This window comes from Mycobacterium sp., from assembly GCF_050701675.1.
In the GTDB taxonomy this organism is placed as follows: domain Bacteria; phylum Actinomycetota; class Actinomycetes; order Mycobacteriales; family Mycobacteriaceae; genus Mycobacterium.
Window position 1 is genome coordinate 1 of sequence record NZ_JBOGDD010001001.1, and the last position, 11,936, is coordinate 11,936.

Sequence of the window (11,936 nt, forward strand, 5' to 3'; positions counted from 1 at the left end):
GGCGCGTCCGGTGCCGTAGTAGTCGCCGTTCTGCCAGTCCGGGTCGGACTTGATCGCCGACACCTGGGTGCTCTGGGTGCCGATCTGGTCGGCGGTCGCCCGCGCTCCGACCGCCAGCACCAGCGCAGCGCGGACGGTGTCGGGGTGGCCGACGATCCATTCGAGTGCGCGCGCACCACCCATCGAGCCTCCGACGACGGCGGCCACTTGGGTGATGCCAAGCACGGACAGCGCGGCGAGGTCGGCGTTCACCTGATCGCGCACGGTGATCGCCGGGAAACGCGAGCCCCACGGCTCACCGTCCGGTGCAAGGGAACTCGGTCCGGTGGAGCCACGGCATCCGCCGAGTACGTTCGTGGCGATCGCACACCAGCGGTCGGTGTCGATGGGCGCGCCCGGTCCTGCCACGCCGTCCCACCAACCGGGTGTCGGGTGATCGGGACTCGATGGTCCGGTGATGTGCGAGTCGCCGGTCAATGCGTGCAGGACCACGACGACGTTGTCGCGTGCCGCCGACAGTTCGCCCCACCGTTGCACGGCGATCTGGACGTCGTCGAGGACCGCCCCGGACTCGAGTGTCAGTGGGCCGATGTCGACGACGCCTACCTCGTCTAGGGCGGGCAGCGTCGGGAGGGCCACGTGGGTGATCGTCACTTCTCTACTCTCACAACGACGCCGCGGTCTGCGGCACGACGGAGAACGCCTTGGCGGCGGCGAAGCCCTGCTCGAGGTCGGCGAGGATGTCGTCGATGCCCTCGATGCCGACGGCGAGTCGCACCAGACCGGGCGTCACACCGCTGGCGAGCTGCTCATCGGGCGACAACTGGGCATGGGTCGTCGAGGCTGGGTGGATCACCAGCGAGCGGACGTCGCCGATGTTGGCGACGTGGCTGTGCAGAGTCAGCGCGTTGACGAACGCCTTGCCCGCGTCGATCCCGCCGGCCAGCTCGAACGCAAGCACAGCTCCGGTTCCCTTGGGCGCCAGCTTCTTTCCGAGCTCGTACCACGGGGACGAGGGAAGGCCGGCGTAGTTGACGGAAACCACTTCCGGTTCCCCCTCGAGGAACTCGGCGACCCGCTGGGCGTTTGCGACGTGGCGCTCGAGGCGCAGGCTCAGCGTCTCGAGGCCCTGGGAGACGAGGAACGCGTTGAACGGTGCGCCCGCGGAGCCGAGGTCACGCAGCAGTTGCACCCGCGCCTTGAGCGCGTAGGCGGGCGGGCCGAGTTCGGCGAACACCACACCGTGGTAGCTCGGGTCCGGCTCGGTGAATCCGGGGAACCGTCCGTTCGTCCAGTCGAAGTTCCCGCCGTCGACGATGACGCCTGCGATCGCCGTACCGTGTCCGCCGAGGTACTTGGTGGCCGAGTGCACGACGATGTCCGCGCCATGGGCGATCGGCTGGATCAGGTACGGCGTCGCGATGGTGTTGTCCACGATCAGCGGCACGCCGTTGTCGTGGGCGACGGACGAGACGCCTGGGATGTCGAGGACGTCGATCTGCGGGTTGGAGATGGTCTCGGCGAAGAACGCCTTGGTGTTCGGACGGACGGCAGCCCGCCAGGAGTCGAGGTCGTCGGGGTCGTCGACGAAGGTGGTCTCGATGCCGAGTTTGGGCAGCGTGTAGTGGAACAGGTTGTACGTGCCGCCGTAGAGCCGCGGGCTGGACACGATGTGGTCACCGGCGCTGGCCAGGTTGAGGATGGCGAAGGTCTCCGCCGCTTGGCCGGAGGACAGGAACAGGGCGGCGACACCACCTTCCAGCGCCGCGATGCGCTGTTCGACGACGTCCTGGGTCGGGTTGCCGATGCGGGTGTAGATGTTGCCTGGCTCGGCGAGGCCGAAGAGGGCGGCGGCGTGGGTGGTGTCGTCGAACACGTAGGACGTGGTCTGGTAGATCGGCAGTGCCCGTGCGTTCGTCGCGGTGTCGGGGGCCTGGCCGGCGTGGACCTGTTTGGTCTCGAACGCCCAGTTCGCGCTCGGATCGATTTCGGGTGTGGTCATGACGGATATCTCCTGGAGATGAGCTGGGGGTGCCCTAGAGGGCACGGATCAAGTGTTGGGATGGTTCAGCGACATCTGCACAACGTGGGCCTCCGCATCAGGTTTCCCTGTCTACTCAAGGGCCCGTCATGGCGGGCCCGCGCTTGCCGTGTAGCCGACTGCGACTACTCAACCTGGTCAATCACCCGGGGCACCCCACCGCGGTTGGAGGGTTGCCGGCCAGCGAGCCGGGGCTTGACGCTGGCACTCATGACCGAAACGAAGCGTATCTCGTGACGTGGTGTGCCTGCCAGCGGGTTCGTGGCGCATGGGGGGCGGGCCGACTCGGGAGGGGTCGTTCTCGACCCCCTACGTGCGCGTAGCGTCGCATTCGACGCGATACTGAAGGCTGCCGCGAGACCCGCGGAGCGCCCCAGATTCTGACCGACCATGACGCCGGGAGTGACCATGAGTGACCAGCAGCCGACCATCATCTACACGTTGACCGATGAAGCGCCCCTGCTTGCGACGTACGCCTTCCTGCCGGTGATCCGCGCGTTCGCCGATGCGGCCGGCATCGACGTCAAGACCAGTGACATCTCGGTGGCCGCCCGCATCCTCGCTGAGTTCTCCGACTACCTGACCGAAGAGCAGCGCGTGCCGGACAACCTCGGAGAGCTTGGCGAGCTGACACAGCTGCCGGAGACCAACATCATCAAGCTGCCGAACGTCAGCGCCTCGGTACCTCAGCTCCTCAATGCCATCAAGGAATTGAAGGCGAAGGGCTACGACCTTCCCGACTATCCCGGTGAGCCGAAGACCGACGAGGAGCGCGAGATCAAGGCGCGCTACGGCAAGTGCCTCGGCAGTGCGGTGAATCCGGTACTGCGCGAAGGCAACTCGGATCGTCGCGCACCCAAGGCGGTCAAGGAGTACGCGCGCAAGCACCCGCACAGCATGAGCCCGTGGTCTCAGGCCTCGCGCACTCACGTGGCGACCATGAAGCACGGTGACTTCTATCACGGCGAGAAGTCGCTGACGCTGGACCGTGCGCGCAACGTGCGGATGGAACTCACCGTCAAGGGCGGTGCGACGGTCGTGCTGAAGCCCGAGGTGAAGCTGGACGATGGCGACGTCATCGACAGCATGTTCATGAGCAAGAAGGCCCTGTGCGACTTCTACGAAGAGGAGATGGAGGACGCGTACAAGACCGGTGTGATGTTCTCCCTGCACGTCAAGGCCACGATGATGAAGGTGTCGCACCCCATCGTGTTCGGACACGCCGTGAAGATCTTCTACAAGGACGCGTTCGCCAAGCATCAGAAGCTGTTCGACGAACTCGGCGTCAACGTCGACAACGGGCTGTCCGACCTGTACGACAAGATCGAGTCGCTGCCTGCCTCGCAGCACGAAGAGATCATCCGGGACCTGCACGCGTGCCACGAGCACCGTCCGGAGCTGGCCATGGTGGATTCGGCCAAGGGCATCTCGAACTTCCATTCGCCAAGCGACGTCATCGTCGACGCCTCGATGCCCGCGATGATCCGACTCGGCGGCAAGATGTACGGCGCCGACGGCCGGACCAAGGACACCAAGGCGGTCAACCCGGAGTCCACCTTCTCGCGCATCTACCAGGAGATCATCAACTTCTGCAAGACGCACGGCCAGTTCGACCCGACGACCATGGGCACCGTCCCGAACGTCGGGCTGATGGCGCAGCAGGCCGAGGAGTACGGCAGCCACGACAAGACCTTCGAGATTGCCGAGGACGGCGTCGCCGACATCGTCGACAACGAGACCGGCGAGGTGCTTCTGACGCAGAACGTGGAGGCCGGCGACATCTGGCGCATGCCCGTCGTCAAGGACGCACCGATCCGCGACTGGGTGAAGCTGGCCGTGACCCGGGCGCGTGACTCCGGCATGCCGGTGGTGTTCTGGCTGGACCAGGAGCGCCCGCACGAGAACGAGCTGCGCACGAAGGTCAACGCCTACCTCGCCGATCTGGACACCGACGGCCTCGACATCTCGATCATGTCGCAGGAACGGGCCATGCGGCACACGATCGAGCGCGCGATGCGCGGGCAGGACACCATCGCCGCGACCGGCAACATCCTCCGCGATTACCTAACCGACCTGTTCCCGATCCTCGAGCTGGGCACCAGCGCCAAGATGCTGTCCATCGTGCCGCTGATGGCAGGCGGCGGGTTGTACGAGACGGGCGCGGGCGGTTCGGCGCCCAAGCACGTCAGTCAGCTGGTCGAGGAGAACCACCTGCGCTGGGACTCCCTCGGCGAATTCCTCGCGTTGGCCGTCAGCTTGGAGGATCTGGGTACCAAGACCGGCAACGACCGGGCCAAGCTCCTCGCAAGGGCGCTCGATGCCGCGACCGGAAAGCTGTTGGAGAACAACAAGAATCCGTCGCGCAAGACCGGTGAACTCGACAACCGGGGCAGCCAGTTCTACCTGGCCATGTACTGGGCGCAGGAACTCGCCGAGCAGACCGATGACAAGGAACTCGCCGAGCACTTCGCACCGCTGGCCAAGGCGCTGACCGACAGCGAGGACGCCATCGTGGCCGAATTGAACGAGGCGCAGGGAATCGCGGTGGACATCGGCGGCTACTACTACCCGGACGCCGAGAAGATCACGGCGGTGATGCGCCCCAGTAAGACGTTCAACGAGGCGCTGGAGGCCACCCGCGGCTGACCGTTCGTGGCGCCGGAATCCGGCCTTGTAATGTCGAGTGCATGTCGAAGATCAAGGTCGAAGGCACGGTAGTCGAGCTCGACGGTGACGAGATGACTCGGATCATCTGGAAGCTGATCAAGGACACCCTGATCCTCCCGCACCTCGACGTGAACCTCGAGTACTACGACCTCGGCATGGAGCACCGCGACGAGACCGACGACCAGGTCACCGTCGACGCGGCGAACGCGATCAAGAAGCACCACGTCGGCGTCAAGTGCGCCACCATCACGCCGGACGAGGCCCGCGTCAAGGAGTTCGGCCTCAAGGAGATGTGGCTGTCACCCAACGGCACCATTCGAAACATTTTGGGTGGCACGATCTTCCGCGCCCCGATCGTGATCGAGAACGTGCCGCGGTTGGTGCCCGGTTGGACCAAGCCGATCATCATCGGCAGGCACGCCTTCGGCGATCAGTACCGCGCCTTCAACACCAAGGTCGAGAAGCCCGGCACGTTCACGGTCACGTTCACACCGGACGACGGCAGTGAGCCGATGGTGCACGACGTCGTCCAGATCCCCGACGGCGGCGGCGTCATCATGGGCATGTACAACTTCAAGAAGTCCATCCAGGACTTCGCCCGTGCGTCGTTCAAGTATGGGCTGCAACAGAATTACCCCGTCTACCTTTCAACGAAGAACACCATCCTCAAGGGCTACGACGGGATGTTCAAGGATGAGTTCCAGCGCATCTTCGACGAGGAGTTCAAAGCGGATTTCGACTCCAGGGGCCTGACCTACGAACATCGCCTGATCGACGATATGGTGGCCTCCTGCCTGAAGTGGGAGGGCGGTTACGTCTGGGCCTGCAAGAACTACGACGGTGACGTTCAATCCGACACCGTCGCACAGGGTTACGGGTCCCTTGGGCTGATGACGTCGGTGCTGATGACGCCAGACGGCCAGACAGTCGAGGCCGAGGCCGCCCACGGCACGGTCACCAGGCACTACCGCCAGCACCAGGCGGGCAAGGCGACGTCGACCAATCCGATCGCCTCGATCTTCGCCTGGACCCGCGGACTCGAGCATCGCGGAAAGCTCGACAACACGCCCGCGGTGGTCGAGTTCGCACAGAAGCTGGAGGACGTGGTCATCGGGACGGTCGAGGGCGGCCACATGACCAAGGACCTCGCCCTGCTGATCGGGCCGGAGCAGGGCTGGGAGACCAGCGAGGAGTACCTCGGCACCATCGCCGACCATCTCAACCAGGCCCTGAGCTAGCCGTTGACCCCGCCGAAATAGAGTTCCCTGTCGCTACCGATCGCGGTTGACGACAGGGAATGCTATTTCGCGGGCCCCAATCGCGCCGGAGGGCTACCCCGCCGGCGGTGCCTGTCTCTGCGGCTCGGCATGCTGATCGACGAAGTCGGCGATCAGCTCGGTGATGCGTCCCGGCGCCTCGAGCATGGGGATGTGGCCGAGGCCTTCGAGGCGAATCACCTGGGCGTCGGTCGGCAGGTTGTCGACGAAGTACTTGGTGCCGCGCGGGCTTGGGAAGACCCTGTCCTGACCGCACAGCACCAGCTGGGTAGGCACGGCGACACTGGCGAGCTCCAGCAGGCCGGGGAGCCGCAAGGTCTTGAGCAACAGCTGCACGTAGGCCGTGCAGTGCGTCGCGTCATCCACCAGCGCGACGAGCTCGGGATGGCTGGGGCCGTCGGCTGGACCGCTGACGGGCAGGGTGGCGATCCGGCGCGCGAACGGCAGGTCGAGGATGCGGGGGCCGAGCAGCCGCGCCGCGATGAGAACCGGGCCGCCGAGGAGGAACTTCAGCACCGTCTCGTACTTCGATGGCGAGTGTTGCGACCAGCCGCCTGCCGGTGCGATCGCGGTGAGCGTGCGCGCCCGGCCGCGTCGTTCCAGTTCGAAGGCCACCCAGCCGCCGAGCGAGTTGCCGACGATGTGCGCAGTGTCCCAACCCAATTGGTCCATCCGCCGCTCGACGTCGTCGACGAGATCGGCGGTGTCCATGAACCACGACGAAGCGCGCAGTCCGCCGTTGTGGCCGACCATCGTGGGGGCGAACACCTCGAAGCGGCCGGTCTCGGCCAGCTGATCCGCGACCGTGCTCCAGACCGCCTGAGAGCACAGGAAGGGGTGCAACATCACGATCGGTTCGCCAGACCCCACGTGGATGGGCGCGCGTTGTGCCATGCCGCCGACCCTAAGGTGATACCGGCGGTACCGCAAGAATGGCGCGTCGGTCATGACCGTTAAGGTCATCGATCGTGATCGTCAGCACCGTCAACGTCAACGGCATCCGAGCAGCAGTCAAGGAGCGGTCGCCGGACAATCTCGGCCTTCTGCCGTGGCTGGCGCAGACGCGCGCGGACGTGGTCTGCCTGCAGGAGACCCGCGCCGACGACGACCAGCTGGCCGAGGCGTTGGCGCCCGCCCTGGTCAACGGGTGGCACCTCGCGTCGGCCGACCCGCATCTCAAGGGCCGCAACGGTGTTGCCGTGCTCAGCAGGCATGCCATCACCCGCGTGCTCATCGGGCCGGACGCCGACGAGTTCGCCGCGCACGGCCGCTACCTCGAGGTCGACACCGCAGGCGCCACCGTCGCCAGCGTGTACTTTCCGACCGGCGAGGCCGAGACCGACCGGCAGTTGGAGAAGGAACGCTTCATGGCCGCCGTCGCCACGCGCATGGCGGTGCTACGCCGCAAGCGTCGCGGGGCAGTGGTGTGCGGGGACTGGAACATTGCGCACACCGAGCACGACATCAAGGCGTGGAAGGCCAACAGGAAGAAGGCCGGCTTCCTGCCGAGCGAGCGGCAGTGGCTCTCCGATCTGCTCGCCACCGGCTGGGTCGACGTCGTTCGGGTGCAATACCCGGAGGTGCCCGGCCCGTACAGCTGGTGGTCGTGGCGAGGCAAGGCGTTCGACAACGACGCGGGCTGGCGGATCGACTACCAGCTCGCCAACGCACTGCTGGCCGACCGCGTGGTCGAAGCCCGCGTCGAGCGAGCCGACGCCTACGCCTTGCGGTGGTCCGATCACGCGCCCGTGACGGTGGAGTACGCCTGACGCCAGTCCGGCCGGCGGCCGAGGTGGCGCAGGATGCGCTCGAAGTCGTCGGTGCCCACCGATTCGACGGCCGGGCCGAACGGTGATCCCGCCGCGGCGCGGAAGTCGCCGTCGGGAACGGCCAGCACGAGTGGCAGGACGCCGGCGACCACGTCGTCGGGCAGTGAGTACGGGACGTTCAGCGCGGCGGCGACGTCCCAGCCGTGCACGGCATAGTCCACGAAGTGGAACCCCATCGCCATGGCGCCGGGGACGCGTGCGTCGGGGCCGAAGTCGGGAAGTGCGAACTCCACGTCCTGGGTGCCGTCGGCGGCGAAGGCGTCGAGTACGTCGTGAGCGGCCGCGGCATAGGCGCCAGCCGGGTCTGCGGTGACCGACGCAAGCACTCTCTCGGGCCGCCAGATCTCGGGATCGGCGCCGGAACCCCCTGCCGCCGCGGCGAACCCGCGGTGCTGGACGGTCATGTGCGCGAGCAGGTCGACGAGGTTCCAGCCCGCGCATGGCGTCGGAAGGTGGAGGTCTTCGGGTCGAACGGTGTCGACGACGTCGATCGACGCGAGCACGGCGATCCGATGCAGTGGGAGCAACGCATATGAATTAGTAGGCATAGACATACGATAGGCTCACGCATACGATATGGCAACGCCTACCATGATCCGATGTCGCAGCAGTCCCGTCGCCCCGATCTCGCGGCGATGCTCGCTCCGCTGGTGCGCGAGCTGATGGCCGCCGAGCAGCCGGTCTTGGAGGCGCACGGTCTCACGATGTGGGGCTACATCGTGCTGTTGGCCCTGGACCGCTCGTCGATGCGGACCCAGGCGGCGTTGGCCGAGGCGATCGGCGCCGACAAGACCCGCATCATCCGCACCCTTGACGAACTGCAGGAACGCGGACACATCGAGCGCCATCCGGACCCCGACGACCGCCGGGTGCGCCTGCTGGCGATCACTGACTCCGGGCGGGTGGTCAAGGCTGCCGCGCAGGCCGACATTCAGCAGGGCGAGGAACGGTGGCTCGGCGAGTTGGGCGCCGAGGAGCGACGGGTGTTCCTGAAGGTGCTGCGTCGGCTGACCCGTGACGAAACCGGATGACGGCAGTGGAAGGATCGAGGGCATCATGAGCCCAAGGAACACTGACGGCGCCCCCGAGAGGGTCGTCTTCTCCGGCGTGCAGCCCACCTCCGACTCCCTTCATCTCGGCAATGCCCTTGGTGCGGTCAGTCAGTGGATCGGGCTGCAGGACGGTTACGACGCCTACTTCTGCGTCGTCGACCTGCACGCGATCACCATTCCGCAGGATCCCGCCCTGCTCCGCAAGCGCACCCTGGTGACCGCCGCGCAGTACCTGGCGCTGGGCATCGACCCCAACCGGTCCACCGTCTTCCTGCAGAGCCACGTGCCCGCACACGCCGAATTGGCTTGGGTGCTGGGCTGTTTCACAGGGTTCGGTCTGGCATCGCGCATGACGCAGTTCAAGGACAAGTCGCAGAAGGAGGGCGCCGACGCCACCACCGTCGGGCTTTTCACCTACCCGGTGCTGATGGCCGCCGACGTATTGCTCTATGACACCGACCTGGTGCCCGTCGGCGAGGACCAGCGCCAGCACCTCGAGCTCGCCAGGGACGTCGCGCAGAGGTTCAACGCGCGGTTCCCCGGCACGTTCGTCGTACCCGAGCCGATGATCCAGAAGGCAACGGCCAAGATCTACGACCTGCAGGATCCAACCGCGAAGATGAGCAAGTCGGCTGCCACCGACGCGGGGCTGATCAGCCTGCTCGAGGACCCGAAGAAGACCGCAAAGAAGATCCGGTCCGCGGTCACCGATAGCGAACGCGAGATCCGCTTCGACCGTGACGCGAAGCCGGGTGTCTCCAACTTGCTGACCGTCCAGTCCGCCGTCACCGGCGTCGACGTCGACAAACTCGTCGAGGGTTACGCGGGGCGGGGATACGGCGATCTCAAGGCCGACACCGCCGAAGCCGTCGTCGAGTTCGTCACGCCGATCAAGGCCCGGGTCGACGAAATGCTGGCTGACGTGGCCGAACTGGAGTCGGTTCTGGAGGCGGGCGCCGAGCGGGCCAACGAGGTGTCTGCCAAGACGTTGCAGCGGGTATACGACCAGTTAGGGTTTCTTCCGACGAGCGCTCGAGCGAAGCGAAAATAGAATCGACAACCAGGAGGCCGGCGTGACCGAGCCGGCCAAGCCTGGCGTGATGGACCGGCTGCGCGCCAGATTCGTCTGGTTCGACCGCACGATGCGCGCTCAGGAGCGCTACAACGACAGCAAGGGCGACTTCTACGCCGCGGGCATCACGTACTTCACGATCTTCGCGCTGTTTCCACTTCTCATGGTCGGTTTCGCCGCGGGCGGCTTCGTGCTCGCCAACAGGCCCGACCTGCTCGCGGAGATCGAGGCCAAGATCAGGGGCGCCGTATCCGGTGACCTCGGGTTGCAACTCATCAACCTGATGGACTCGGCGATCGATTCGCGAACCTCGGTCGGCGTCATCGGACTGGCCACCGCCGCGTGGGCCGGACTGGGCTGGATGGCCAACTTGCGTGAGGCACTCAGCCAGATGTGGGGTCTGCAGCGCGGTGAACCGCCGGGCTTCGTGAGAACCAAGATCTCGGATCTGCTGGCACTCCTCTCGGCGTTCGTCGCGATCGTCGTCACCATCGCGCTGACGGTCCTCGGCAAGAAGACGGTGATGCGCCACGTGCTCGAGTGGCTGGGCATCCCCGACTTCCCGGCACTGGGCATCCTGTTGCGGATCGCCTCGCTGGTGGTGTCACTCGGTATCTCGTGGCTTCTGTTCACGTGGATCATCGCCCGGCTCCCGAGAGAGTCCGTGCGTTTCCGCAGTGCCGCGCGCGCTGGCTTGATCGCCGCGGTGGCGTTCGAGATCTTCAAACTCGTCGCGTCCGTCTATCTTTCATCGGTATTACGGGGCCCGGCGGGTGCCACGTTCGGCCCCGTGCTCGGCCTCATGGTCTTCTCCTACGTCACCGCGAGGCTGATCCTCTTCGCCACGGCATGGGCGGCGACGTCGCGGGAGAGCCTCGCCGCCGCTCCGGTCTGGCCTCCCGATCCCGCCGAGATCACTACCAGGGTCGAGGTAAGGGAAGGCATCGGAGTGGGTGGTGCGATCGCTGCGGCGGGGGTGGGCGCACTTGGAGCGCTTGGCCTTTCGCGGCTGACGCGTCGGCGTTAGTTCGTGGGTCGCCGGTTCAGCGACCGCGCGGCCATGATGAGGCCGAACACGACGATCGAGCCTACGACGCCGACGCCCACCCGAACGGGCATGGCATTCGCGGTCGGGAGTTGGGGTGCCGCGACGTCCTGGGCGGGAACCTTGTCGCCCAGTGGATTCTGGTCCCTCACGGTGAGCGACGGGTCGGGCTCGATGAGGGTGCCGACCTTCGTTCCCGGTGGTGTCCCGAATCCGTAGTCGAGGAGGTGGGCGGCCTGCTCCCACGGTGCGATCGGCAAGCGGGTGCCGTGCAGCATCACCACGACGAGCCGCCGTCCGTCACGCTCGGCCCCGCCGACGAACGTCTGGCCGGCGTCGTCCGTGTATCCGGTCTTGCCGCCGAGTGCGCCCGGGTAGTTGTAGAGCAGCTGGTTGTCGTTCTCCAACTGGTAACCGGGGCTGTCCTCTCCACCGTCGTGACCGGGGTGGCCGGGGAAGTCGTAGGTCTTGGTCGCGACGATGTCGCGGAAAACGGAGTTCTGCCAGGCGTACCGGTAGAACAACCCGAGGTCGTAGGCCGACGTGCTCATGCCGGGACCGTCCAGACCGGACGGAGTCGCGGCGCGGGTGTCGTGGCCGCCGAGCTTTCCGGCCAGGTCGTTGATCTTCGTCAGGGCGACGTCCATGCCGCCGAGCTGGACCGCAAGCGCATGCGCGGCGTCGTTGCCCGAGTGCATGAGCAGGCCGTGCAACAGGTCGTTCACGGTGTACCTGCCGCCCTGGTCGACCCCGACGCGGGTGCCCTCGGCCGCCGCGTCGTCGTTGGTCCCGATCACCTGCTTGCCGACCGGGAGTTCGCGCAGCGACTGCGTCGCCACCAGGACCTTGATGATGCTGGCGGGACGGTGCCTGCCGTGTGGATCTCTCGCCGCGATGATGTCGCCGTTGTCGAGATCGGCGATCACCCACGCCTCGGCGGAGACGTCGCCGGG

11 protein-coding genes and 1 riboswitch are annotated in these 11,936 nt (G+C 66.3%); of the genes, 6 read left to right on the forward strand and 5 right to left on the reverse strand.

From position 1 onward, the window contains the following. Positions 1-654 (reverse strand): homoserine O-acetyltransferase family protein (locus ACRDUX_RS30440; RefSeq protein WP_526419496.1); only part of this gene is annotated, 654 nt, incomplete at its 3' end. Positions 655-664: 10 nt separating this feature from the next. After that, complete coding sequence (locus ACRDUX_RS30445; protein ID WP_526419498.1) at positions 665-2,002, reverse strand: bifunctional o-acetylhomoserine/o-acetylserine sulfhydrylase; 1,338 nt, start codon at positions 2,000-2,002, stop codon at positions 665-667. A gap of 134 nt (positions 2,003-2,136) precedes the next feature. Next, positions 2,137-2,257, reverse strand: a riboswitch (SAM riboswitch). 192 nt (positions 2,258-2,449) lie between these two features. On the opposite strand from ACRDUX_RS30445, the gene ACRDUX_RS30450 reads away from it, so the two are divergent. Beyond that, positions 2,450-4,687 (forward strand): NADP-dependent isocitrate dehydrogenase, encoded by a 2,238-nt coding sequence (locus tag ACRDUX_RS30450; protein ID WP_526419499.1) that lies wholly within the window; start codon positions 2,450-2,452, stop codon positions 4,685-4,687. Positions 4,688-4,728: 41 nt separating this feature from the next. After that, on the forward strand, positions 4,729-5,946 hold the full coding sequence (locus ACRDUX_RS30455) for an NADP-dependent isocitrate dehydrogenase (RefSeq protein ID WP_526419501.1): 1,218 nt from the start codon (positions 4,729-4,731) through the stop codon (positions 5,944-5,946). A gap of 93 nt (positions 5,947-6,039) precedes the next feature. On the opposite strand, the gene ephH is transcribed toward ACRDUX_RS30455, so the two are convergent. After that, positions 6,040-6,879 carry an epoxide hydrolase EphH gene (gene ephH / locus ACRDUX_RS30460; RefSeq protein WP_526419503.1) on the reverse strand — a complete coding sequence of 280 codons (840 nt, stop codon included), beginning with the start codon at positions 6,877-6,879 and terminating at the stop codon, positions 6,040-6,042. Between the two features lie 74 nt (positions 6,880-6,953). Here ephH and ACRDUX_RS30465 point away from each other — a divergent pair, with 74 nt between their 5' ends. Next, entirely contained in the window at positions 6,954-7,754 is an 801-nt protein-coding gene (locus ACRDUX_RS30465) for an exodeoxyribonuclease III (protein WP_526419505.1), read from the forward strand. Here ACRDUX_RS30465 and ACRDUX_RS30470 read toward each other — a convergent pair. Beyond that, the gene (locus tag ACRDUX_RS30470; protein ID WP_526419507.1) at positions 7,724-8,368 is read right to left on the reverse strand and encodes a TIGR03086 family metal-binding protein; all 645 of its coding nucleotides are present in this window, start codon (positions 8,366-8,368) and stop codon (positions 7,724-7,726) included. The genes ACRDUX_RS30465 and ACRDUX_RS30470 overlap by 31 nt on opposite strands. A 45-nt stretch (positions 8,369-8,413) precedes the next feature. Here ACRDUX_RS30470 and ACRDUX_RS30475 point away from each other — a divergent pair, with 45 nt between their 5' ends. Genes ACRDUX_RS30475 through yhjD form a run of 3 tightly spaced genes read left to right on the forward strand, consistent with a single transcriptional unit; the run spans position 8,414 to position 10,965 of the window. Continuing rightward, positions 8,414-8,845 (forward strand): MarR family winged helix-turn-helix transcriptional regulator, encoded by a 432-nt coding sequence (locus ACRDUX_RS30475; protein ID WP_526419509.1) that lies wholly within the window; start codon positions 8,414-8,416, stop codon positions 8,843-8,845. 25 nt (positions 8,846-8,870) lie between these two features. Continuing rightward, entirely contained in the window at positions 8,871-9,917 is a 1,047-nt protein-coding gene (gene trpS, locus ACRDUX_RS30480; RefSeq protein WP_526419511.1) for a tryptophan--tRNA ligase, read from the forward strand. Between the two features lie 22 nt (positions 9,918-9,939). Next, positions 9,940-10,965 (forward strand): inner membrane protein YhjD, encoded by a 1,026-nt coding sequence (yhjD, locus tag ACRDUX_RS30485; RefSeq protein ID WP_526419513.1) that lies wholly within the window; start codon positions 9,940-9,942, stop codon positions 10,963-10,965. Here yhjD and ACRDUX_RS30490 read toward each other — a convergent pair. Next, on the reverse strand, positions 10,962-11,936 hold a 975-nt coding region (locus ACRDUX_RS30490), incomplete at its 5' end, for a D-alanyl-D-alanine carboxypeptidase family protein (protein WP_526419515.1). The two genes, yhjD and ACRDUX_RS30490, sit on opposite strands and share 4 nt — an antisense overlap.